Raw genomic sequence first — 20,849 nt, 5'->3', positions numbered from 1 at the left:
GACTGTGAATTTACGCACGAGTTGCGCCCGTATCAAGCCGTCCCGTGCGCACATACCCTGTGCGTCGTTAACGTTAAGTTAAATATAGGGAGCCCTTTGCCGCAGTTTAAGGGGCATGTTACGACTATTCACATAAACGTGTGAAAATCAGCTGATTTTCGCTATAAGATCCGTGAAATCAGCAGGCAGTGGCGCTTCAAACCGCATCATTTCTCCGGAAACCGGGTGTTTAAAGCCCAAGGTTGCCGCATGAAGCGCTTGTCGCGGGAACTCTTTAATCGCCTCTTGAGCCGCCTCAGAGAGCGCATTTTTGGCCAGTTTCCGCCGCCCACCATAGGTCGGATCCCCCACCAAGGAGTGCCCGACATAAGCCATATGCACCCGAATTTGATGCGTCCGGCCAGTTTCCAGCCAACATTCCAGCAGCGAGATCACCGGAGGCTTGCCATAGCGTTCCAAAAGCCGCGCGCGCGTGATCGCATGACGCCCCGCATTTTTCACCACTGCCTGACGTTGCCGGTCCGTCTTATGGCGCGCCAGATTGGCAATGATGCGCACGATATTACCCTGCTCAAACGCCACGCCCGCCAGCCCGTTGATCCGTGGATCAGACGCCTCAGGCACGCCGTAAGCCAGCGCCTTATAGTGACGCTCGACGGTGTGTTTCTCAAACTGCTTGGCCAGGCCTTGATGCGCGATGTCGGTCTTGGCAACCACCAAAAGCCCCGAAGTATCCTTATCAATGCGGTGCACAATACCGGGGCGTTTTTCGCCGCCAATACCCGACAGGCTATCGGCACAATGATGCAAAAGCGCGTTGACCAAGGTTCCATTGGGCGAGCCAGGGGCCGGGTGCACCACCATGCCCGCAGGCTTGTTTACCACGATCAGCGCATCATCCTCATAGATCACATCAAGCGGTATATCTTCAGCAACAGTGTCATAATCCACGGCCTCGCCCACCGTGATCACCCAGACCTGCCCCAACTGGGACTTGGTTTTCGGCTCGCTCACCACCACACCGTCCAACGACACAGCGCCCTGCGCGATCAACTTCACAATACGCGAGCGGCTAAGTTGCGCCTCCACTGGCGCAAACAAGGCCAATGCCTTATCAAGGCGCGCAGGCGGGGCGTCAGTGATCTCGACCGCGATAGACTGAGGCGACATGGATAATAATCCCGAATTACCGGCGGAAGAGCCCGCCAATTTAAAGTTTCTACGACGGCTGGTTACGACTCTGACCGCCACAATGATTGTGGGCCTTGTAGTGCTGATTTCACTGGTTGTCATCCGTATGCAGAGCAGCACGCCAAACTTAGCCCTGCCCACGCATATTACGCTGCCAGATGGCACCAAAGCCACCGCTTTCACACAGGCCCCCGGCTGGTATGCGGTGATCACATCCGACGATCATATCTTAATATTTGACCGTGACAGCGGCGCCCTGCGCCAAGACATACCGGTCAACTCACGCCCGTGAGTAAAACGTGCATCATGCCAATGCGCTGAAAACAAACGCTATAAATTTATTGCCAGACGTGAAGACGCGCGCCATGCTTGAGGGATATTTTAAGCAGAAGTTTTAAACGTTCGGAATTTACCCATGGAAGATATCTGGCAGCTCCACGCCGCCAGCGATGCCTCCACGCAGCACGATACCCCGCTCGACAAATCGGGCAAGACCGAAATTATCGTGGATTTGGCACCGCTCGACGCGCAAACAGACACGACCGAGCCTGACACAACCCCAACGGCGCTTACCCCCGCCTTGTTTGGCCCCATCGGCGACGCTACCCCCGCGACTTTCGCGATTTTCGACGCCGCAAAGTTTCCCAACCTGCCTGAGTTGTTGCCCAACTCCGGTCTTGAGCATCAGTGCCTGTTCACCGGCGACGCCTTTGAGGAGTTGTCCCATGTCGCCCCATGGATTGTGCGCCTGGAAGACGATCATGCCTTCACCCGCGCGCTGTTTACCCGCACTGATCCCCCGACCCCTTGGACCCATTGGGACAAGGATGCCGGGATTTATCTACGATCCGAGGCAAGCTTGGACGAGCTATGCGCGCATTTTCGCAAGTTCACCAAAGTGCGCATGGATGGCATCCCCGACAAGGACCGCGCCGCATGGCAATATTTCCGGTTCTACGACCCCGAGCAGGCCGCCTTGTATTTTGAAGCAATCCGTCAATGGCCTGACCGCATGGCGCAGTTCTACCGGCTGGCAAACGCCAAACTTGTCGAACGGACCATCGCGATCTCATCCATCGCGGCCACAGCGCATATATTCACCCCTGACGCAAAGTCCCTGCCCGACAACCGCCCCCCCAGCTACCGGTTCGAGGCCCGCGATGCCGCTGTCTTTGCCTCCGCGCGTAGGCCAAAATTTCGCCAAGAATTGGCCGAGTGGCTGCTGCGCATGGACGAGCCGCGTTTCAAGCCGTTCTCCGAAGACCACCTTTATGCATTGGTCGATCACGGGCTGCGCGAGGGCGATGCGCTGGAATTCACCTTCAAGGAGGAATACGTCTACCTCCTTTATATGATGAGCTATTTTGGCGGCTGGTTTCACAAATCAGGTCGGATGCCGCGCATCACAACCATTCTGATCGAGGACGGCAAGGCGCGCCGCGCCAATCTGGAACGCGCCTTCCCCGACACCTACGCGCAACTTTACGGCGAAGGGCGCGATACCTTCCGCGCGTGGGGGGTGTTATTTGGCCGACTTGAGGCACATTTGGCGAAACATTCAGGCTGGCACAACTTCACCCCAGATGCCGCCCGCAAACTTATCACCTCAGGCACGGGACACCTCAGCAGGGAAGACGGCGAAAGGATGACCGGTTTTTTGCGCCGGGTCGAATTGGACTGCGACAACCGCCAAGTCACCACCCCCGCAATGCGCGGCATGGTGCTGCTGTTTTCCTACACAATGGGCCATGCATTCTTTGAAGACCCGCTCTACCCGTGGGCAATCGAGTTGGCGGCCGAGCACGAAACACTAGAGCCTGCCCTGCCCGCCATTGCCGATTATGCCATGAAGCGCGGGCGTAAGATGCTGGCCGATTTCATTAAAGGAGCCGCCTGATATGTGTGGATGTGGTGGAAACGATCCTAATGACGGCGGAGTACCCGGAAGCCCGCCCGGTGGCACGACAGGCGGCACAGGGCTTTGTTGCACTTGCCCCGCGAACGGAGATGTAAACACCACAGCAGATGGCACCTATTTCACCAAGACGTTCGGGCCGGATTTTGGGATCGTTAATAAGTGCCGCATTGAGATCGACCGAACTGCCAGCGCAGGAACCATCAAAATCATCCGCAAAATGAAGGAGAGCCGACGCAGCGGCGCCACCGCTGCTCACATGGCCGCCGTAAAAACCGCAGTAACCAATGCGTTCTCCACCTGGAACACCAAAGCAGGCTCTTACAAGGTTCGTATTGAGCAACCTGGATGCACACCACAGGACTGCACCATCCAGTTTGATGCCCAATGGGTAGCCACGGGTCATCATGTTGAAGTCGTCACTGACGGCACACCTGCCCCGCCTCCGCCCGCCGAACTGCTCAGCAACGCGGTCGGTGGCACCCAACTAATTTCCTTTGTAAACGATACGGCGCCGTTGGCTTGGACGATGATCCACGAATCCGGGCACACTATCGGATTGATGGATGAATACAGCTACGACCACCCCAACACGACAGCACCCACACTGACGATCAAAGGCGCGTCCGACCCAGATCATGTCATAACGTTTACCTCTCAGGGCACCCCAGCTCCCGGCCCATATGCTTTCGACAACCCCACTGTTATGGGGCAGCTCAATAACAACACATATACCAAGTATCACTTCTACTGGATTGCCATCGAAGTGCAGCGTATCTTGTTGGCCGAAGGAGCAAGCGCAGTTGTTAAGGTTGTCTAAATTATGCAAAATACTCCCTCCCCGCTTGCCCCTAAAAAAGGCCACAGTTGCGGCAATATTTGCCCTCGCGCTCAGCAGTTGCAGCGCAATAGGAGACCCCGCCATGTTTGAAACTTGTGAAATGAAGTTGACTATCCTCGACACGAAACAAGCAGGAGACCTGCGTTTTGACGTCCTCGCGTCCGAGCAACTTTGTGTCGATCCGAAGACAAGCTTCAACCCATGGGATTACACGGCGCGACTTCAGGTCACCAATACTGGGTCTCACCCCGTGACGCTTTCTCATGCCGACGGGGCTGTCGCGCGCAATGCCTTTGCAAATATCGAGATTATGGAGCGCCTCCCAGACGGCACCACCACCACCCAAGAGGTGTTCCGGCGCGGTGGCCCTATTGACAAGTCCAAGGTTAAAACAACCCAAGAAATACTCGCGCCGGGTCAAGCGCATATCATAACAGGCGGCCCAACCTATGTGATGGAGCCGCTGCGCTTGGCAAGAGATGGATTGGACCTCAACGGCGCTTTGATCCCAGAGGCAAATCGGCCGCACCGAAAGTTTACCATGAAATTCAAGGCCTCGCTCTCGGCGAAGACACCTCAAGGCATGCGATCACTTACATCAACATTTACCATTCCCCTTACGATATTCCTCAAGCCCGACATACCAGACGAAGGATGAGACCGCGCGGCGTTTAAACGGGCAATTGACTAAGGGGGGGGATGGTACCGCCTCCCCGGCTTGAACGGGGGACCCCTGGTTCCACAAACCAGTGCTCTAACCAACTGAGCTAAGGCGGCACACTTCGTGGGATTTACCCATAGGCGCGCGTGATTGCAAGAGCGCTAAAGCGATTAATTCGGCTTAAAGCAAAAGTTCGAACTCTTGATCAACCGTGTCCTGCCCAAAGGCCTGTGACGCCTGCTCCCCCGTCATCACAAAGCCGCGGCGTTGATACAGCCGACATGCGGCCAGATGGCTGGCGTGGGTCCAGAGCACCAATTTGGACGCGCCGGTTGCCCGCGCATGTTCAATCACCGCCTCCAGCATCTTGGGGGCCAGTCCCAGCCCCCGCGCCCATGGCTCCAGCAAGAACATCCGCAGCCGCGCGGTTTGTGCATCATCGCGCACACAAAACACCGAGCCAAGCCGCACCTCCCCCACCACTGGGATGAACGCACGTTCAGTTGCTGGATCTCGGGTCTCTATAAAATCAGCCAGAATGCGCATCACCAGCGCCTCAAAGCTGGCATCATAGCCTTCTTCCTTCGCGTATAATTCGCCATGGCGCGCGGCAATCCACCCCGCATCACCAATCTGCAAATCGCGCATCTCGACCCTGGCCGAGCCTGCACGCAGCGCCTCAAGTATCACCTTATTTGACATGTCGCCCCCTTCTGCCCCCTTGCCACAGCTTAGTATCACAGCTACGCCACTATCCAGCCAACACAAAAGCCGACCAACACAAAAGAGGGTCCAATGGGTATCAACTCCGAAAGCGACATCGCAGGAAACTTGCAAATCGGCCCCACCACCGATGGTATGGTGCGCATCTATGTGGAGGCCAACGGCGTCGAGTTGCCATTTGATTTCGAGCCGGAAGAGGCCGAAGAGATCGCCGAGGAGATACGGGCAGCCATCGCCGCCGCCCGCACCATTGCCAAGAAGCGCTAGTTTACGCAGACCCCATTGCGGTAGCTGCCAACCTCCCGAACCACTTGCGAGGATGGCGCCTCAATGCGCCGCCCGGACAGCTCCGAGCGCAGCACGCGGCTCACCAAGCCTGATAAAGCCGTAACGCGGTAACACGACACCGTTGGCTCCGCATGGCCATGCCCCACGCCGCTATCGTCAGTGAGGAACATGTAGCGCCCGCCGGTTTGCACAGCGGCTTGGCGCATCAGATATTCCGCCTCCGGCCCGACGCCACTCGCCCCCAAGGCAAACACCTGCACACCTTTGCCAGCCGCCTTACGCGCCGCCTCTAGGTAGGCCCGCGCCCGATTGTCATGCGCCGGAGCATCCGCAATGTGGAACATCAACCGCTCGCCCTTGCCACGTCGCCAATCCATTGACGCCCCCGCATTCAGTGCGCGGGCCGCTGCCTCGGGGTAATCTCCACCGCCGCCCGCATGTTGCGCACGCAGCCAGCCTTGCATCTGCGATTGTTTCTTGGTGAATCCGTAGTTTTTGACCACATATTGATCCCCATCATCGCGGTAGACCACCAAACCATAGCGAATATCGACCCCCGGTGCCGCACGCCTCGCTTTCCCAACCAAGCCTTTCAACTCTTTGGTAAGCCACGCTAATTCATCCCCCATGGAGCCTGTAGTATCCACCACGAAAGCCAAATCAAGGAAATCGGGCTTCCACCCGGCCTTAAATGGCAGATTAACCTGCGCGCGCTTGCCCGCCGTCAATCGTTGCACCACAGGGGCGCCCTGCCCTTCAGGGATCGCGCGTAGTTCAACCTCGCGCAAACGCCCTGCGCCCATGCTGGCGGGAAACACCGTCACCATGCCGTCAACGCCAGAATACCCCGAATAAAACGGCTGTGACGCTCCGGGTTTGCGCAACGTGATCCGCACCCCCGGCGCAGGTTTTCCGTCGGCCCCGCGAAGCTGCGCCAGAGCGGGCGTAGACAAGTTCGCCATTGGCAGTTTTAACACCTTACGCGCCTTGCCCTGATAGCGGGTGAAGGCTGCCAAATTCAGCGCATCGTCAATATCGCCCGCAGTAATCACCCCACGCCGCGCACCGTTGGGTTTAGAGGGGGTCGGGCGCGGTGGGATTGGCACAGGCAAAGGGGCCACAATAGTACCGATGATACGGCCCTCGGGCGGCGGCGTCATATCCGCCACGCTCTCGATGCTAGCGGCTTCCGGCATGGCTTTGTAAGTCGTCGCAGGCATATCGCATGCCGCCAGAAACACTGAGGACAACAAGGCAAAACGGGTCACTGAAGTACGGGTCATTCTGGATCTCCAAATAAATGTGCTTTTTACACATATTTTAAAATCTGTTGCCGAGTCAACCAAAATGTGCATATTACACATATGCTGGATTTACTCGACGCCCTCCTCGCCCCGCTCGCCCGCCTGATGGTGGCTCTGGGCATCCCGTTCCCTGATTTTGCGGAGCGCCTGAAAGCCTATTACGTTGAGGCCGCGCGCATTGCCTGCGCCGACAAACCCACCGACAGCCGCCTGTCTGTTATGACTGGATTGCAGCGCCGCGATGTGGCCCGCCTGCGTGATTTCCAGCCGCAAGAGCCCCGCCTGACGCACCTGTCGCGCCTCGTTTCTCTATGGCAGACAGACGCCGCCTACTTGGGCAAACCAATACCAAAAAGCGGCCTGCCACCTTCCTTTGAAGCGCTGGCATGGGAGGTGCGGCGCGACGTTCACCCGCGCACGATGCTCGACACTTTGCTGGCAGCCGGCACAATTGAGGTCGAGGGCGAAACGGTCACGTTGCAAGAGCCATCCTACCAGCCACTCGCCGGATCTGAGGACCAAATGGCCTATCTCGCGCGCAATATCGGCGACCACCTGAGCGCCGCGACCTTTAATGTGACCTCCACCTCCGCCCCCCCCTTTTTCGAGCGGGCGGTGCATTACGGCGCGCTCTCTCCCGCGCAGGTTTCCCAGCTTGAAGAGCAATATAACGAGGGCCAAGTCGCCTTGCTTGAGGCCCTAAACAAGGAAGCCGCCGCGATGAAAGCCTTGCCATCAGACGCTCCGCCCGTCAGGTTCCGCGCAGGCGGATATTTCTACCAAGAGGATGCATCATGAGGCGGTTTGCGACGGCGAGTTTTGGGATTGCACTGCTGCTATCAGGCTGCACTGCGCCCCTTGAGGACGCCGGTCTGGCCAAGGCCCCACTGGAAGAGCCAGCAGTAAGCGCCGAAGCCGCGGCACCGGTGGCCAGCGCGAAGATCTCCCCCTGCGCACCCGGCGACATTGGTGAAGATGACGGCTTTGGCGGCACAGGGTGTACTGCCGACTAGTGCAACATGTTCTTACGGCTGCGATAGCAAAAGATATCTCTTGACCTGATACCATTTGGCTTCATATATAAATGATACCAAATGGTTTCTCATTGATAGGAATATCCCCATGCGCCAAACTCTCCTCTCGCTTACGGCAGCACTACTTTGCCCGCTCGCCGCCACCGCCGCGCCTTTGATCACGACCCTGCCCCAACCCGAACTCGATTGGACCACCACCCCCGAGGGCGTGGCATTCGCCCCAATTGAGGGCGACCGCTTTGAAGGTGCCTACATGGCGATGGTCCGCCTGCCCGCCGGTCTCGTTAGCCCCACCCACACCAAGACATCCAACATGTTCGGGTTGGTGTTGGAGGGGACAATGACCCATGTGCCCGACGGCTCAACCGCCAAAGCCGTTGCCTTGGAAAAGGGCGCTTTCTACAAAATTCCCAAAGACTTAGCCCATGTATCGTCGTGCATTTCAGACGCCCCTTGCGTGACATTCCTCTACCAAGACGGCAAATTCGACTTCTTGCCAGTGGTGCAACAATGACCCCCACGCAATCCACCTTCAAGGCGCTGGCCGACCCGACGCGTCGCCAAATTCTGCGCCAACTCGCAGCCAGTGAGATGACCATCGCCCAAGTTAGCGACAACTTTGATATGACCCGCGCTGCGGTCAAAAAGCACCTTACCGTGCTCAGCGATGGCGGGTTAATCACCATCCGCCCACGTGGCCGCGAGCGCGTGAATACCCTGAACCCCGAGGGCTTCGCCCCCGTCCGGGACTGGCTCACCTTCTTCGAGCAATTCTGGGACGACCGCCTCTCTGATCTGAAATCCGCAATTGAACAGGACCAACCCCATGACTGATAACACTCTGCGTAAATCCATATTTCTCAAAGCCAGTAAACCCACAGTTTGGGCTTACCTGACTGACCCGGAAAAGCTGGCCATATGGTTCCACAAGCCCAAAACCGCGCTAAGCGACGGCGAAGACTACGCGATGTACGGCGCGCAAAGCGGCGACAAGATGATGTGGGGCACTGTCACGCAGGCCGCGCCCCATGACGTGCTGGAATACACGTTCACCATCGCGCCAATGGGCGATGCCACAAGCACCGTACGCTGGACTTTAGAAGAGGTTGCGGGCGGCACCCGTCTGTCGCTGGAACACTCCGGCCTGCCGCAAGGCGAAGATGCATTCGGGCTGCTACTGGCGCTTGATAAAGGCTGGGACGAGCATCTGGGCCGTATGCGCGCGGATGCCCACGCCGAATAAAGTCAACAAAGACCACCGCTGCGCCCACCCGCACCTTGTGTTGCAAGGGCGCAGCGCCTACATCTGAGGGGACGGTTCTGCTCTACTCGTATTATGGAGACTACATTCCAGCTGCCTTAAGCATTTCCTCGGGAGCTGGCTCTGTCTAGGCCCTGGTCTATTTACCTGGCACCCACCTGTACATACAGGTCTGCGGGAATAAGTTCTCCCACGGTTGCTGCGGTTCCGTCACTTAACGCTTTGCATCCACGCGCACCGGAATTAACTCCCCGATCATCACCGGATCACGCAGGCCGCGGTCGTCGTCATCCTCAGGCTCACCCATTGCCATGATTGCACGTCCCATCTGGACCGACGCGAAAGTGATAATAAAAAACACCGTCATCACGACTGCGGCCAGTGGCCCATCTGCCGTTTCCAACACCAAATGGCGCAACCCCGCGACGTTTGAGCCAATCAACAGCGCTGAAAAACAAACGCCAACCAATGCGCCGCCAAGGGCATTGCGCAGCAAAAATCTAATAAGCTTGGGCATCGGAGCGGACCTTCCATGGGCACATGTGTTGAGTCGCGCCTAGTCTACGCCCTTCACGCAGATATGACCAAGACATACGCTATTTTTCGCCGATTAGGCTATACAGACGGCTATATAGACGGGCAACACAGACCCGCACCCCACCCCGTCAGGAGCCTGCAATGACCGCCCTTCTCTTTCTTTTGGCCCTTCTGCTTCCCCTGCCCGCTATGGCTCAAATCGAAGTGCAGTTCACCGAAGGCAGCCCCGCGGATGTGTTCACCATGACCAACACGGGTTGCGAGTTGGGCAAAACCAATGTGGTGCTAGACCTGTCTGGCAGTGCTGGCGGGCTGTTCTTTGATACAGAGCCGGGCGGCGACGGCGTTGATGTTTTCCAGCCCTTCGAGACCACCAGCGGCAAGGTTGCCTCGGTGTAATGCGAGGGAGGGTTTGGCAGTAATTAGGGAAGTAAATTGGCAGTGAATAGGCTGGGACATTGAGCCTCTTCCTAATAGATCAAAGTGATATAAGTAACTCGATAGGCCGGATACTGGCCAACTAAACGTTTGAATTAGTGCTATAGTTTGCCGTTAAGGGCCAAAACCGGAACTAAGGTTTTTGCAAATCCAGTAATTCCATTGATATTGCTGGATTTGCGGTCTGATAGTGAGATGGTTCGGGGCAAAATCACAAAACGATCAACCGCGCATGCTTTGAATTGGCAAGGTTGGGTCGTTGCGATCTGAGCGCAACCAATACTCACGGCACGTTGCATCACCTTTTGATGTGAGAGAAAGTCGCCCGCCCTGAGCCAAATCAACCGCCAATAAGCCAAGGCGCACCAATGGACCGATACCTTTTTTGCGCAAAGCTGCGATTACTGGCTGTTGCCTTGCCATCACGATCAACCTTGAGCCAGCGTTCCCGTTTGGTGGTGTCATCTACATAGGGAGCGAGTTGTGCCGATTGGAATGTGGGCGTTTGAAATTGCGCACTGTAGGAATACGTCAATGCCGATAGAACGTTGCGAGATGTGGCTGGGACGGTTTCCCAAATTAGAGCATCACCGTGGATCAAAGGCTTAGGTGGCTCAGGTGGGTTTTCCGCATGTTCCAGTCCTAACTTATAAGCTGCCACAAGTGCTGTTGCTATGTCGCCTGGTAGATTGTTTGAAAATCCGTTCTTGATTGCGCTGCGATCACGCGACACCAGCCGCCGTGCAGTCTCTTTGAATTGGGCCTTGATGTGTAAGTCCAACGCTTATTTCCTCTTCAAATCACAAGACATTCAGGGGCACTTAACACGATACCACCGCTTCCCAATCGTGAATTTTTTTGTAAAACTTTGGGTCTATGGTTTGGCAAGCATATATAATCTATAATTGTCCATACCATTGACAATGCTTGATTTATTGGCGTTCAAATAGCTGAGACACTTACCCCGAACCAAAGTGAAGGGGTGTGTTGTGCAGTGTCCAATTTGTTCCAAGCATAGCGATACTTATGGCACCCGTTGTTATGGTGCGACCCGCTTGCGCTATCGAAAATGCACGGGATGCGGTCACAAGTTCAAAACATTTGAAGAAATCGACGCTGGACAGAAATTGCGCAGCTATGAACGCTGGCCGGAATTTGAAGCGCCTTCAACTGGTGATGCAAAGTGTCCTCAGTGTAACGGCGAAACAAAAGCCGTTGGCAAGGGCAGCAATGGCGGAATTGTCCGGCGTCAGCACATCTGCCAATCGTGCAACTTTGGTGTGTGCTTTGTAAGCCGTGATTGCGATCCCATCGGAGTAGCACTGGCAAAGAAAGCAAAGGCCAAAAGAACAACCTGCCCAGAATGTAAGGCCTTTCCCACCGTCAAATTCACCATTCCAGCAAAGGCGCATGTGAGTAGGCGCTACATCTGCAATAGTTGCAATCATCGCTTTACCATCAAGACACCACATGGGGGCGATGCAGACACCGATCAGCCACAAAATCTGGAGATTGCAGAGCACAGTATCGGCCATAGGGTAATGCCGTGGATTGCTCAAATCCAGCAGCCAAAAACGCAGTCAAGTATCAGAAAAATAACGGAAGTTTAGTTCTAAACCTACTTTTGTTTGAAACCATTAAGCGCCGTGTCATTCCTTTGGTCAACCGATCAAGTGGAGTTGAAAGTTTGGACTGTCCTATCTGTGGGAAATACGGGAAAACCTACGCATCCAAGCCATTGGGTGCAGTCAAAATCCGCTATCGCAAGTGCGATGGGTGCAGCCACAAATACCGAACCTTTGAGGAGATCGACAGCAACCCCGTAGTGCGGGGCCACGCTGCAATCCAGCGTGTATCTGTTGGCGATCCTACTCACATAACCTGCCCCGATTGTGAAAGCGCGCAAGTACGCCATGACCGCAAGACACAGAACTGCGGACCATTGGAGCACTACCTGATGGCTTGCGTGGCGTTACCCAAACCTTGCGGATGGCAACAATGATTGCTCAGGGCATGGATCAAGAAATCAGTGCAACAAACATTAGAGCTGCATGGCAGCGTATTGCAGGAGACGTGTAATGACCTTTCAGGAAACAATATTTGACGCCGCCAATATTTGGACCCCATTTTTGGTTGAAACGTTAGGCCCGCGCTTAGTGGAAACACGCGAATACGCGCAGATTACTTTGGCTGAGTTGGCTGAGTTGGCTGAGCTTATTGGCATCGATGTAGACGAGATGCGTGAATTCGAAAGTGGGGATTTAATTCCTCATACCGAAATGATTGTCAAAATCGCTCGTGCACTAGATTGCAGCACGGATTGGTTGTTGCTTGGTACAAGCGAAGGTAGGCACTCACCCAGGAACAAACCTCAATACGCACCTGATTTACCGCAACTTTTCGGGCTTTGGAACCACGCAAGACTCCAATCAAGCGACCCTATGGTATCTGATGAGGCAGCCAAGCCATATCACCAAGTGATGGCACAGATCGAAGAAGCAGCGTCAAAGATACGCGCTCAGTCTAGTGCGGATATCGCGATCAAATACCTTATCGTTACGACAGATCGTCGCCCTACCGAAGCTCTTGGGAAGAGCCTAACAAGAGATGCAAAATTGGCGCTTCATGCAAAACGCGATGAAGAACGTATTCTTGAGATACTTGCTCAATGGCAAGCAAATCTTGTTACCTCTGATGTAACGGGAATGACTGACAAGGAGGGGGATGCGCTCTATCAGATGCGCCATGCACTTGAGCTTCTTGCTTTTGAAATCCCTGCCAATACTGGCAAGGCCCTTGCAGCAAAGCTTGTTATGCTTGGTGATGCAATTGAAAGCTTTTACCCAGCCGATGCGGGGCTAAAGAGAGACATAGTGCGCCTTCTAGGCTCAAACCTCAACATTAAGCTTTGACCGTCAGTGCCGCTGCTCTAATGCGACAGAGTGGCGGCATATCGCAGAGGATCAAGAAACCGGCAAGAAATCAATATTCAAGCTGCCTGCAAGGTATCAGGAACAACGGTTCAACTTCTATAACGATACAAAACCTCTGATACTTAGCGTCACCTAGTCGTGGCGGGCGTTTTAAGAGATAGATGCTAAGTTGAACCTTTCTCAAATAATGTTCAACTTGGTGAGCGCTTTTCAAGCGTTCTGAGAGTGTCTTTATCATATTAGAAATTATAAAAACTAATAGAGTTCAAATAGTTCAACACCATCTTAGGAAATTCGTCTTTGGAAAAAGATAGTGTCAGCTTGGCCTACTTATGACAATAATACCGTCAAATAGCCGGAATAAAGTTGAACGTTTGATTTGGCAAAATCGTAGCATTTACTGGGCTTTTAGGCAGAAATGAACTGTCAAACCCAGCCAAAATTACTGCCAAAATTCGCCGCGCGTCACACTCGGCCAAGGTGGATGATGGCGCGGGGCGACTAGCCCTACGGATTCCAAACTGGCCGGACGGGGCCGAGGTGCGCTTTGTGATCGACGTTGATGACGTGCTGCGCCACGGCGACTTTGGGCAATCCCACGTATCGGGCAATGAGATCGCAGGCACAGAGGTGCGCATCACAACAAACGAGGTCCAGCACATAGGCGTGCTCGACACCACCCGTCGCGCCGTGGTGCGTGGCATCTGCGGGTCATGAAACGCTGCTAACTCAACGCGTCGGCCAACACGTCAAACACCAATCGCATACGGGGGCTGGTCAGCAATTCCCGGTGGCTCACCAGCCATGTCGGGAAGGTCACGGACACTAAATCCGGCAACACGCGCACCACCTCTGGGCATAGCTGGGCAACCTCCGCAGACATCACCCCAAGGCCAAGCCCGTGGCAGATCATTTGCCAGCCTGCCACGCCGTTCTCCGAGTGATAGCGGATATTGTCACGCGACAGCACCACCCCCATGGCATCGAAGTGGGGCAACATTTCATCAGGCTTGCCATAGGCGATGAAGTTAAACCGCTGCAAATCCTCAAGCGATTTTGGGGCCCCGACCTGATCCAGATAGTCGGGCGTGGCGTAAAGGTGGGCTGTGTTGTCGCGCATCTTACGCGCAATCAGCTCGGGTTGATCCGGGCGCACATGGCGCAGGGCAATATCAGCCTCACGGCGCTGCAAATCCGAGATACTGTTGGAGGCCACCACCTCGATCTCGATGCCCGGAGCCACATCACGCAGTTGCGCAATTATGCGCGGCATCTGGTAGGTTGCGGAGACATCGCTGGCGCTGATGCGCACCAAGCCCTCAATACTTTGCGACTGCCCTGATGCTACCAATGAAATGCGGCTGGCCGCTTCGCCCATGGCACGCACATGATCCACAAGCTGCGCACCCGAACTCGTCAGTTTAAGCGAACGGCCGACCCGCTCGAATAATGTCACACCGATGGCTTGCTCCAGGGCAGCCACTTGTCTGCCCAAAGTCGGCTGAGTTTGCCCTGTGGCCCGTGCGGCAGCCGACAGGGATCCTTCCTCCACAGTGGCAAGGAAGGCCCGAACATGGTTCCAGTCAAATGATGTTGCAGCCCAATTCATGCATATATGTATATAACACCTGCAAATTTAAGCAATTTCTATACCTTATGCGTATAGGTAGCCATCTTCCAGAAAAGGAACATCATCATGCATCAGCAAAGTTCTGGGATAAACTCGCTGAAAAATACGCCAAGCACCCCATCCGCGACCCTGAAAACTACCACCTCTCGCTAGAGCGAACCCGCAGCCACCTGAAGGCAAAAGATCAGGTGTTGGAACTCGGGTGCGGCACTGGCTCCACCGCCTTACTGCTCGCCCCTGAGGTCGCGCAGTACACAGGGTCCGACATGTCAGGCACCATGATCACAATTGCCAACCGCAAGCTGGCCGAGGCGGATCATCCTAATCTGGACTTCATCCAAGCCACTGCCGATGACACAGCCCCCGATGCCCCTTACGACGCCGTGCTTGCCTTCAATCTGTTGCACCTTGTGGACGACCTCGCAGCCACTCTGGCTCACATACATACCATGATCGGCCCCGCTGGCCTGCTCATTTCCAAAACGCCCTGTTTGGCCAGTAAGAAATGGCTCTTTGGGCCAATGATCTGGGTCATGCAGAAGTTTGGCAAGGCCCCTCCGGTCCTCTACATCTCTGCGCCCGAGCTTGAGCACAGCATCACGCAAGCCGGATTTGAGATCATCGAAGCCGAGGACTATGGCAGCCGCTATATCGTCGCGCGCAAGACCTAACCCCTTTTCACGCCCACAGGGATTGTCCGCCCTCCCGTGATCCGAGATACTCTTAAACATAGGGGTATTTCGGGGGGCTGGTTTGATCGAGGTTATTTGGGCATTCTTAGAGGCGGAAGCGGCAGGCATAGGCGCGGCGCTTGGAATTACAGGCTTTATGGGCGGTCTCTTGGCATGGCTTAAGAGCTGGTTTAAACGCCCCGACAAAGTGGAAAACATAAACCCAGAAGCGCTTGTACCAGCAATGGCAACCCCGCCTGAAGCCATGGCCCATATGACGATGGACCAGTTTGAGGCAAGGCAACTCAAGCTCCACGACAAGATCACCGCAGAGCTAAAACAAGCCCACGCCGAGGACCGCGCGCAGCTACAAGCCCAACTGGACGCGGTGAATGCCCGACTGGCCGCACCAGAGGTCGCGCTGGAGGAAGCCCAAAAGCGCATCCGTGATCTAGAGGCCCTGCTAGACCGCGCCGGTAACGAGGTCGGCGGCGATAGACTGGCCGAAGCCAAAACAGCGCTAGAGGCCGGAGATTACTCCGTCGCCGATGAGATATTTTCCAGTATTGAGGCCAAGCAAGCCATGGCCGTCCAAGCCACCGCCCGCGCCGCCTTTGGGCGCGGCGAAATCGCCGAAGCCGAGGTGCGCTGGCTGGATGCGGCGGAACACTATGGGAGGGCCGCACGGCTGGAAGGCAACTTTGAGCATTTGCGCAAGGCCGCAGAATTTGCGCGACGGAGTGGGGATTATGACACGGCGCTAACTTTGGGTGCACAGGCGTTGAAGCTGGGACGTAACTTGGACGACAAGGTGGCATACGGGGCGATGCTGTCAGATCAAGGGCTAACGCTATACTTCCTTGGGCGTTTCGACGAGGCAGAGGCGCTGCACCGTCAGGTAATAAAAATCGCCAAGGACGCATTGGGCGAAGCGCATCCGGACTATGGCAAAAGCCTAAATAATCTCGCGGGGGTACTCTGGGCCACGGGGCGCCTTGACGAGGCGGAGATATTGTTTCGGCAGTCCATGCAAATCACCAAGGACGCGGTGGGCGAAATGCATCTGGATTATGGAACAAGACTCAACAATCTCGCAGGAGTGCTCCGGAGTACAAGGCACTTTGACGAGGCAGAGGTATTATTTCGGCAATCCATGCAGATCACCAAATACGCAGTAGGCGAGGCCCATCCGGACTATGGAGCAAACCTCAACAACCTCGCCGTAAATTATGCGGAACAAGGACAATTTAGCCAAGCCATACCGTTGATGAAAACTGCGCTGCGTATTTACACAACGGCGTTGGGGGGCGATCACCCCGACACGATCGACACGCAAAACTCATTGGATGTGATGAAAGCCGCCGCAGGCGCCTCTTAGAATGCGTCGGGCTGGGCTTCTCGGGCCATGTGGTCGAGCACGGCGTTGACGAATTTGGGCTCTTTGCCGTCTGGGAAGAAGGCTTTGGCCACGTCCACGAACTCCACGATCACCACTTTGGGCGGGGTTTTCTTCGCCACTAGCTCGGCACCGGCTGCACGAAACAGCGCGCGCAGGGTCGGGTCGATGCGATCAATCGGCCAATTGGCAGCCAGCGCGCGGTCGGTCATCTGGTCAATCTGGGACTGCTCGGACACCGCGCCCTCAAGCAACGCACGGAAGGTTTTCGGGTCGCCCTCGTTCATCTCGTAGGTGTCGAACACCTCGCCAAAACGGTGGTCCTCGAACTGCTCGCGCACCTTGTCGATGCTATGGTCGCTGTGCTCCATCTGGAACAGGGCTTGCACGGCGTAAAGCCGCGCGGCAGAGCGCATGGTGCGCATTTTGTTACCTGAGACAGTCATGCGATCTGAAAACTTCCATCATCATCTGTTGAACGCGGCAAGAATCCCACGCCCGATTGCGAAGCGCCGTATTTGCGCTGCAATGCAATCAAATGCAAGGCCGCTTGCGCCGCTCCGCCGCCTTTGTTTTGATCCGTAGGGTCCGCGCGGACCTCGGCCTGCGCGCGATTTTCCACGGTCAGGATACCATTGCCAATATTCGCACCTTGCAGACCAAGCAACATCAGCGCGTGCGAGCTGTCATTGCACACCGTATCATAATGCGTGGTCTCGCCGCGAATGATGCAGCCCAACGCCACGAACCCATCGAAATTGGACTGGCTGAACGCAATGCGGAGAGCTTGCGGAATTTCCAGCGCGCCGGGCACCTCAAGCACGTCATATGTGGCACCAGCTTGCTCAGCGGCAGCCTTGGCACCGGCCACCAGATCATCAGCGATATTTTTATAATAAGGCGACACGATAATGGCCAGCTTCACCGGTTTGGTAAATTTTGGCATATCCAGAATGTGGTGTTGTTCGGCGGCGGCCATAGGTCAGGCTCCTGTGATTGGGCGGGTGCCGATAATCGACAGCCCGTAGGCATCAAGCCCCACCACTTTGGGCGAAGGCGAGTTCGTCAGCAACTCTAATTGCGACAAGCCAAGTGCCGCAAGGATTTGCGCGCCAAGGCCATATTGGCGCAGAGTTTGTGGCGACTGCCCCCCCTCTGCGTCTATCTTCATTTGGGTATCGCGCAGTAAAACCACAAGTCCGCGCCCCTGTGCTGAAATCGTCTCCATCGCCTGTGCCATCTCGGAGGCGGGGCTTGGACCAAGGCCAAGAACATCCTCAACAGGGTTGAGCGCATGCATCCGAGTCAGCACTGGACCAGGCGTGGTGATATCACCTTTGGTCAGCACGATATGCTCAGCCCCTTGGGTTTTATCGGTGAACACGCGCATCACCCAATCGCCGCCAAATTCCGAAGTAACGTCGCGCGGCGCGCCCTCTTTGACAAGACTGTCATGGCGACGGCGATAAGCGATCAAATCCGAGATTGTGCCGATTTTCAACGCGTGGCGTTGCGCAAATTCAATCAAGTCAGGCAGGCGCGACATGGTGCCGTCATCATTCATGATCTCGCAAATCACGCCAGACGGGTTCAGCCCTGCAAGGCGCGACACATCAACAGCCGCCTCAGTATGACCCGCACGCACCAGCACGCCGCCATCGCGCGCACGCAACGGGAACACATGGCCCGGCGTGGCAATATCTTGCGGGCCGTTATTTGCATCAATGGCCGCAGCCACCGTACAGGCGCGGTCTTGGGCCGAAATGCCCGTGGTCACACCCTCGCGCGCCTCGATAGAAATCGTGAATGCCGTCTCGTGGCGCGAAGAATTATTCGTAGCCATCAAAGGCAAGCCCAACGCGTCAATGCGCTCTGTCGTTAGGGTCAGGCAGATTAGCCCACGCCCATAAGTGGCCATAAAATTAACGGCCTCAGGGGTCGCCATTTGGGCTGGAATGACCAGATCGCCCTCATTTTCGCGGTCCTCATGGTCCACAAGAATGAACATACGCCCATTACGAGCGTCATCAATGATGTCCTCGATAGGAGAAATAGCATCAGAATAATTAGTGTCGGAATTGGTATCGGAATTGGTCATGGCAGCATCCTTTGATGGCTGCGAGATAAAGGGTTTCGACGGGCTTGGGAAGGGTTGCGCGCAAGGTCGTAGCGTCGCGGGGGTGTGATCGGAATTTTACTCAGAGATTCAGTCCCCGAAATAGGCATCCGAGGCGATAAACCCGGCAAGGCGGCCAGCTTGTGACCAGTCGCGCTCATGTGCCGTATCTCCGACCACCAACACGCCGTCCAACGGTAGGCGTTGCGCACGCAAAGGGGCCTGCACGGCCATGCGAATATCAGACCAGCCTTGGGCAAAATGTGGCGCACGGGCGCCAGTCACATCGACACCTTGTTCAGCCAAAACTTGTTGCAAACCTTCAGGCGAAAGCGGGTGGTGAACCAGCGCGATGAAATCCGCATCCACTTGCGTCAATACTTGCGCGCGTGGGCTGATTTTGGCTTCTCTAAACATACGTAGCGCATTGTTAGAAAACAAAAAGCCCACCACATCACGCCCTGTAGAGGCGCGCACCGATGCATATGTTTTATAGGGTAGCCCCAATGCCTTAGCGCGCTTCACACGGGTGCGTAAAATCTCAATTGGCAAGGTTGGGATCAGTGCAGAGCGCGCCTTTGTCCAAGCATATTTTCGAAAGGCATGGCCCGCCTCCATGGTGGGGCCATTATTGTGACCGATTTTCGAATTAGCCATGCTGTATCCTTCCGCATCTCAGCCCAATATTAGCGCTAAACCTCGCTAATTCCCAACCAAGATGTCGTTCGGATAGGCCTTATCGCCAATCTTAAACGCAACTTCACCCAATTTGGTGAAATTCTGAGCATCATAGAAACGACGCGCTTTGGTATTTTCGCAATTGACCGCCAGCCAGAACGGCCCATCACACGTGTCGCGTAATGCCCGCAGCAGGCCTGCACCAAGCCCGCGCCCCTGATGGCGCGGTTGCACATAAAGCGACACAATCTCACGGCTCACATCCCCATGAACCGGATCATTGGCACGGGTATTAAGATGAATATAGGCATCAATCCCATCGCGGTTTTGCGACACTATGATCTGATGAGCGCTGCCTTCAATCCACGCCCCAAAGCGCGCGGGTGTAAAATGGCCCAACGCGAAATCCGCAAAATGCGCGTTGATACCGTGGCGAATATAGGTGGCAAACCACACTTCCAACGCCAACGCCGCCAAACTAGAGGCATCTTGCACGGTCGCCGCGCGCAGGCTGAGCTGGCTCACCCGTTGAAATCTTGCAGCCGCGCCACGTAGCGCGCCAGCGTGTCGATTTCCAGATTGACCTGATCGCCGACCACCACATCGCCCCAATTCGTGACGGTCTTAGTATGCGGGATGAAATTGACGCCAAACTGCGTGCCCTCAACCTCGTTAACCGTCAGCGAAGCGCCATTCAGCGCAACCGAGCCTTTTTGCGCGATAAACTTCGCCAATTCAGGCGGAGCATCGAACAAAACGCGGGTGCTATCGCCCTCCTGCGCGATCGACATGATTGTGGCCACGCCATCAACATGGCCCGACACGATATGCCCGCCCAACTCGTCGCCCAGCCGCAACGCGCGCTCCAGATTAACGCGGCTGCCATCAACCCAATCGCTAATATTGGTTTTCGAGACACTTTCCGCCGAAATCTGCACATCAAACCAAGGGGTCACGTCACGCCCGCGCTCGATCACCGTCAAGCAAACCCCGTTGCACGCAATCGAGGCACCAATATCAATACCCTCAGGATCATAAGCGCATGAAATACGCGCGCGCAAATCGCCTTGCTGATCCAGCTGGCTGACCCGGCCCACATCGGTAATAATGCCTGTAAACATTGACGCATTCCTTTATTATCCACCCTGAGGTAGCGCGGCACGGTCACGGCTGCAAGGTTTTCCCCTATCCGATTTTTGCACATTACTTTACCGTATCGTAAACTTCATGCG

Annotated in this window: 29 protein-coding genes, 1 tRNA gene and 1 other RNA gene; 18 read left to right on the top strand and 13 right to left on the bottom strand. The window is 55.6% G+C overall.

Features of this window, described 5'->3' with window-relative positions; translation table 11 throughout:
- Positions 1-147 precede the first annotated feature (147 nt).
- Entirely contained in the window at positions 148-1,170 is a 1,023-nt protein-coding gene (locus AC3Y7R_RS13675) for an RluA family pseudouridine synthase (RefSeq protein WP_490042604.1), read from the bottom strand.
- Here AC3Y7R_RS13675 and AC3Y7R_RS13670 point away from each other — a divergent pair.
- From AC3Y7R_RS13670 to AC3Y7R_RS13655, 4 genes are all read left to right on the top strand, one after another.
- Complete coding sequence (locus AC3Y7R_RS13670; protein ID WP_490042603.1) at positions 1,169-1,483, top strand: DUF6476 family protein; 315 nt, start codon at positions 1,169-1,171, stop codon at positions 1,481-1,483. The two genes, AC3Y7R_RS13675 and AC3Y7R_RS13670, sit on opposite strands and share 2 nt — an antisense overlap.
- A gap of 123 nt (positions 1,484-1,606) precedes the next feature.
- On the top strand, positions 1,607-3,088 hold the full coding sequence (locus tag AC3Y7R_RS13665; RefSeq protein ID WP_490042602.1) for a DUF4123 domain-containing protein: 1,482 nt from the start codon (positions 1,607-1,609) through the stop codon (positions 3,086-3,088).
- Between the two features lies 1 nt (position 3,089).
- Complete coding sequence (locus AC3Y7R_RS13660) at positions 3,090-3,926, top strand: hypothetical protein (RefSeq protein WP_490042601.1); 837 nt, start codon at positions 3,090-3,092, stop codon at positions 3,924-3,926.
- Positions 3,927-4,029: 103 nt separating this feature from the next.
- Positions 4,030-4,605, top strand: coding sequence for a hypothetical protein (locus AC3Y7R_RS13655; RefSeq protein ID WP_490042600.1), 576 nt, complete (start codon positions 4,030-4,032; stop codon positions 4,603-4,605).
- 42 nt (positions 4,606-4,647) lie between these two features.
- Here AC3Y7R_RS13655 and AC3Y7R_RS13650 read toward each other — a convergent pair.
- Positions 4,648-4,724, bottom strand: a tRNA-His gene (locus AC3Y7R_RS13650).
- Positions 4,725-4,788: 64 nt separating this feature from the next.
- Complete coding sequence (locus AC3Y7R_RS13645; protein ID WP_490042599.1) at positions 4,789-5,310, bottom strand: GNAT family N-acetyltransferase; 522 nt, start codon at positions 5,308-5,310, stop codon at positions 4,789-4,791.
- A gap of 93 nt (positions 5,311-5,403) precedes the next feature.
- Here AC3Y7R_RS13645 and AC3Y7R_RS13640 point away from each other — a divergent pair, with 93 nt between their 5' ends.
- A complete protein-coding gene (locus tag AC3Y7R_RS13640) occupies positions 5,404-5,598 on the top strand; it encodes a DUF6324 family protein (RefSeq protein ID WP_490042598.1) in 195 nt (64 codons plus the stop codon).
- Here the strand turns inward: AC3Y7R_RS13640 and AC3Y7R_RS13635 are convergent.
- A complete protein-coding gene (locus tag AC3Y7R_RS13635; protein WP_490042597.1) occupies positions 5,595-6,902 on the bottom strand; it encodes a vWA domain-containing protein in 1,308 nt (435 codons plus the stop codon). The two genes, AC3Y7R_RS13640 and AC3Y7R_RS13635, sit on opposite strands and share 4 nt — an antisense overlap.
- Positions 6,903-6,983: 81 nt before the next feature.
- Here AC3Y7R_RS13635 and AC3Y7R_RS13630 point away from each other — a divergent pair, with 81 nt between their 5' ends.
- From AC3Y7R_RS13630 to ssrS, 6 genes are all read left to right on the top strand, one after another.
- Positions 6,984-7,721 carry a DUF6502 family protein gene (locus AC3Y7R_RS13630; protein ID WP_490042596.1) on the top strand — a complete coding sequence of 246 codons (738 nt, stop codon included), beginning with the start codon at positions 6,984-6,986 and terminating at the stop codon, positions 7,719-7,721.
- Positions 7,718-7,936, top strand: a complete 219-nt coding sequence (locus AC3Y7R_RS13625) for a hypothetical protein (protein WP_490042595.1) — start codon at positions 7,718-7,720, stop codon at positions 7,934-7,936. The genes AC3Y7R_RS13630 and AC3Y7R_RS13625 overlap by 4 nt, the downstream gene beginning before the upstream one ends.
- A gap of 109 nt (positions 7,937-8,045) precedes the next feature.
- On the top strand, positions 8,046-8,471 hold the full coding sequence (locus AC3Y7R_RS13620; protein ID WP_490042594.1) for a cupin domain-containing protein: 426 nt from the start codon (positions 8,046-8,048) through the stop codon (positions 8,469-8,471).
- Entirely contained in the window at positions 8,468-8,791 is a 324-nt protein-coding gene (locus tag AC3Y7R_RS13615; RefSeq protein WP_490042593.1) for an ArsR/SmtB family transcription factor, read from the top strand. Before AC3Y7R_RS13620 ends, AC3Y7R_RS13615 begins: the two co-directional genes overlap by 4 nt.
- Positions 8,784-9,200: an SRPBCC family protein gene (locus tag AC3Y7R_RS13610; protein ID WP_490042592.1), complete on the top strand. Its 417-nt coding sequence runs from the start codon at positions 8,784-8,786 to the stop codon at positions 9,198-9,200. Before AC3Y7R_RS13615 ends, AC3Y7R_RS13610 begins: the two co-directional genes overlap by 8 nt.
- Before the next feature lie 71 nt (positions 9,201-9,271).
- A non-coding RNA gene (gene ssrS, locus AC3Y7R_RS13605) (6S RNA) lies at positions 9,272-9,430 on the top strand.
- A gap of 2 nt (positions 9,431-9,432) precedes the next feature.
- Here ssrS and AC3Y7R_RS13600 read toward each other — a convergent pair.
- A complete protein-coding gene (locus AC3Y7R_RS13600) occupies positions 9,433-9,735 on the bottom strand; it encodes a hypothetical protein (RefSeq protein WP_490042591.1) in 303 nt (100 codons plus the stop codon).
- Positions 9,736-9,896: 161 nt separating this feature from the next.
- Here AC3Y7R_RS13600 and AC3Y7R_RS13595 point away from each other — a divergent pair, with 161 nt between their 5' ends.
- On the top strand, positions 9,897-10,154 hold the full coding sequence (locus AC3Y7R_RS13595; RefSeq protein WP_490042590.1) for a hypothetical protein: 258 nt from the start codon (positions 9,897-9,899) through the stop codon (positions 10,152-10,154).
- A 379-nt stretch (positions 10,155-10,533) separates the two neighbouring features.
- On the opposite strand, the gene AC3Y7R_RS13590 is transcribed toward AC3Y7R_RS13595, so the two are convergent.
- Positions 10,534-10,974, bottom strand: coding sequence for a hypothetical protein (locus AC3Y7R_RS13590; RefSeq protein ID WP_490042589.1), 441 nt, complete (start codon positions 10,972-10,974; stop codon positions 10,534-10,536).
- A 274-nt stretch (positions 10,975-11,248) separates the two neighbouring features.
- Between AC3Y7R_RS13590 and AC3Y7R_RS13585 the strand changes: the two genes are divergently transcribed.
- The 4 genes from AC3Y7R_RS13585 (at position 11,249) to AC3Y7R_RS13570 (ending at position 13,843) form a co-directional block, all read left to right on the top strand.
- Complete coding sequence (locus AC3Y7R_RS13585; RefSeq protein ID WP_490042588.1) at positions 11,249-11,803, top strand: hypothetical protein; 555 nt, start codon at positions 11,249-11,251, stop codon at positions 11,801-11,803.
- Between the two features lie 322 nt (positions 11,804-12,125).
- Positions 12,126-12,272 carry a hypothetical protein gene (locus AC3Y7R_RS13580; RefSeq protein ID WP_490042816.1) on the top strand — a complete coding sequence of 49 codons (147 nt, stop codon included), beginning with the start codon at positions 12,126-12,128 and terminating at the stop codon, positions 12,270-12,272.
- Positions 12,272-13,105: a helix-turn-helix domain-containing protein gene (locus AC3Y7R_RS13575; protein ID WP_490042587.1), complete on the top strand. Its 834-nt coding sequence runs from the start codon at positions 12,272-12,274 to the stop codon at positions 13,103-13,105. The genes AC3Y7R_RS13580 and AC3Y7R_RS13575 overlap by 1 nt, the downstream gene beginning before the upstream one ends.
- Positions 13,106-13,606: 501 nt before the next feature.
- On the top strand, positions 13,607-13,843 hold the full coding sequence (locus tag AC3Y7R_RS13570) for a hypothetical protein (RefSeq protein ID WP_490042586.1): 237 nt from the start codon (positions 13,607-13,609) through the stop codon (positions 13,841-13,843).
- Positions 13,844-13,850: 7 nt separating this feature from the next.
- Here AC3Y7R_RS13570 and AC3Y7R_RS13565 read toward each other — a convergent pair whose 3' ends face one another.
- Positions 13,851-14,735, bottom strand: a complete 885-nt coding sequence (locus tag AC3Y7R_RS13565) for a LysR family transcriptional regulator (protein WP_490042585.1) — start codon at positions 14,733-14,735, stop codon at positions 13,851-13,853.
- A gap of 47 nt (positions 14,736-14,782) precedes the next feature.
- On the opposite strand from AC3Y7R_RS13565, the gene AC3Y7R_RS13560 reads away from it, so the two are divergent.
- Together AC3Y7R_RS13560 and AC3Y7R_RS13555 are read left to right on the top strand one after the other, a co-directional pair.
- Positions 14,783-15,427, top strand: coding sequence for a class I SAM-dependent methyltransferase (locus AC3Y7R_RS13560; protein WP_490042584.1), 645 nt, complete (start codon positions 14,783-14,785; stop codon positions 15,425-15,427).
- An 82-nt stretch (positions 15,428-15,509) separates the two neighbouring features.
- The gene (locus tag AC3Y7R_RS13555; protein WP_490042583.1) at positions 15,510-16,805 is read left to right on the top strand and encodes a tetratricopeptide repeat protein; all 1,296 of its coding nucleotides are present in this window, start codon (positions 15,510-15,512) and stop codon (positions 16,803-16,805) included.
- Here the strand turns inward: AC3Y7R_RS13555 and nusB are convergent.
- The 6 genes from nusB to AC3Y7R_RS13525 all read right to left on the bottom strand — a co-directional run bounded on the left by nusB (position 16,802) and on the right by AC3Y7R_RS13525 (position 20,738).
- Entirely contained in the window at positions 16,802-17,269 is a 468-nt protein-coding gene (nusB, locus tag AC3Y7R_RS13550; protein ID WP_490042582.1) for a transcription antitermination factor NusB, read from the bottom strand. The genes AC3Y7R_RS13555 and nusB overlap by 4 nt on opposite strands.
- The gene (locus AC3Y7R_RS13545) at positions 17,266-17,802 is read right to left on the bottom strand and encodes a 6,7-dimethyl-8-ribityllumazine synthase (RefSeq protein ID WP_490042581.1); all 537 of its coding nucleotides are present in this window, start codon (positions 17,800-17,802) and stop codon (positions 17,266-17,268) included. Before AC3Y7R_RS13545 ends, nusB begins: the two co-directional genes overlap by 4 nt.
- 3 nt (positions 17,803-17,805) lie before the next feature.
- Positions 17,806-18,921: a 3,4-dihydroxy-2-butanone-4-phosphate synthase gene (gene ribB, locus AC3Y7R_RS13540; protein ID WP_490042580.1), complete on the bottom strand. Its 1,116-nt coding sequence runs from the start codon at positions 18,919-18,921 to the stop codon at positions 17,806-17,808.
- 108 nt (positions 18,922-19,029) lie between these two features.
- Positions 19,030-19,596, bottom strand: a complete 567-nt coding sequence (locus tag AC3Y7R_RS13535; protein ID WP_490042579.1) for a hypothetical protein — start codon at positions 19,594-19,596, stop codon at positions 19,030-19,032.
- Between the two features lie 45 nt (positions 19,597-19,641).
- Complete coding sequence (locus AC3Y7R_RS13530; RefSeq protein WP_490042578.1) at positions 19,642-20,142, bottom strand: GNAT family N-acetyltransferase; 501 nt, start codon at positions 20,140-20,142, stop codon at positions 19,642-19,644.
- Entirely contained in the window at positions 20,139-20,738 is a 600-nt protein-coding gene (locus AC3Y7R_RS13525) for a riboflavin synthase (RefSeq protein WP_490042577.1), read from the bottom strand. Before AC3Y7R_RS13525 ends, AC3Y7R_RS13530 begins: the two co-directional genes overlap by 4 nt.
- Positions 20,739-20,849 lie beyond the last annotated feature (111 nt).

Source organism: Litoreibacter sp., from assembly GCF_058136045.1.
This window is presented reverse-complemented; position numbering and strand designations above follow the sequence as displayed.

Excerpts from the sequence above, each read along its gene's own strand:
- AC3Y7R_RS13670 (WP_490042603.1), top strand. The coding sequence starts at position 1,169 with ATGGATAATAATCCCGAATTACCGGCGGAAGAGCCCGCCAATTTAAAG.
- AC3Y7R_RS13675 (WP_490042604.1), bottom strand. The coding sequence starts at position 1,170 with ATGTCGCCTCAGTCTATCGCGGTCGAGATCACTGACGCCCCGCCTGCG.
- AC3Y7R_RS13665 (WP_490042602.1), top strand. The coding sequence starts at position 1,607 with ATGGAAGATATCTGGCAGCTCCACGCCGCCAGCGATGCCTCCACGCAG.
- AC3Y7R_RS13660 (WP_490042601.1), top strand. The coding sequence starts at position 3,090 with ATGTGTGGATGTGGTGGAAACGATCCTAATGACGGCGGAGTACCCGGA.
- AC3Y7R_RS13655 (WP_490042600.1), top strand. The coding sequence starts at position 4,030 with ATGTTTGAAACTTGTGAAATGAAGTTGACTATCCTCGACACGAAACAA.
- AC3Y7R_RS13645 (WP_490042599.1), bottom strand. The coding sequence starts at position 5,310 with ATGTCAAATAAGGTGATACTTGAGGCGCTGCGTGCAGGCTCGGCCAGG.
- AC3Y7R_RS13640 (WP_490042598.1), top strand. The coding sequence starts at position 5,404 with ATGGGTATCAACTCCGAAAGCGACATCGCAGGAAACTTGCAAATCGGC.
- AC3Y7R_RS13635 (WP_490042597.1), bottom strand. The coding sequence starts at position 6,902 with ATGACCCGTACTTCAGTGACCCGTTTTGCCTTGTTGTCCTCAGTGTTT.
- AC3Y7R_RS13630 (WP_490042596.1), top strand. The coding sequence starts at position 6,984 with ATGCTGGATTTACTCGACGCCCTCCTCGCCCCGCTCGCCCGCCTGATG.
- AC3Y7R_RS13625 (WP_490042595.1), top strand. The coding sequence starts at position 7,718 with ATGAGGCGGTTTGCGACGGCGAGTTTTGGGATTGCACTGCTGCTATCA.
- AC3Y7R_RS13620 (WP_490042594.1), top strand. The coding sequence starts at position 8,046 with ATGCGCCAAACTCTCCTCTCGCTTACGGCAGCACTACTTTGCCCGCTC.
- AC3Y7R_RS13615 (WP_490042593.1), top strand. The coding sequence starts at position 8,468 with ATGACCCCCACGCAATCCACCTTCAAGGCGCTGGCCGACCCGACGCGT.
- AC3Y7R_RS13610 (WP_490042592.1), top strand. The coding sequence starts at position 8,784 with ATGACTGATAACACTCTGCGTAAATCCATATTTCTCAAAGCCAGTAAA.
- AC3Y7R_RS13600 (WP_490042591.1), bottom strand. The coding sequence starts at position 9,735 with ATGCCCAAGCTTATTAGATTTTTGCTGCGCAATGCCCTTGGCGGCGCA.
- AC3Y7R_RS13595 (WP_490042590.1), top strand. The coding sequence starts at position 9,897 with ATGACCGCCCTTCTCTTTCTTTTGGCCCTTCTGCTTCCCCTGCCCGCT.
- AC3Y7R_RS13575 (WP_490042587.1), top strand. The coding sequence starts at position 12,272 with ATGACCTTTCAGGAAACAATATTTGACGCCGCCAATATTTGGACCCCA.
- AC3Y7R_RS13565 (WP_490042585.1), bottom strand. The coding sequence starts at position 14,735 with ATGAATTGGGCTGCAACATCATTTGACTGGAACCATGTTCGGGCCTTC.
- AC3Y7R_RS13560 (WP_490042584.1), top strand. The coding sequence starts at position 14,783 with ATGCGTATAGGTAGCCATCTTCCAGAAAAGGAACATCATCATGCATCA.
- nusB (WP_490042582.1), bottom strand. The coding sequence starts at position 17,269 with ATGACTGTCTCAGGTAACAAAATGCGCACCATGCGCTCTGCCGCGCGG.
- AC3Y7R_RS13545 (WP_490042581.1), bottom strand. The coding sequence starts at position 17,802 with ATGGCCGCCGCCGAACAACACCACATTCTGGATATGCCAAAATTTACC.
- ribB (WP_490042580.1), bottom strand. The coding sequence starts at position 18,921 with ATGACCAATTCCGATACCAATTCCGACACTAATTATTCTGATGCTATT.
- AC3Y7R_RS13535 (WP_490042579.1), bottom strand. The coding sequence starts at position 19,596 with ATGGCTAATTCGAAAATCGGTCACAATAATGGCCCCACCATGGAGGCG.
- AC3Y7R_RS13525 (WP_490042577.1), bottom strand. The coding sequence starts at position 20,738 with ATGTTTACAGGCATTATTACCGATGTGGGCCGGGTCAGCCAGCTGGAT.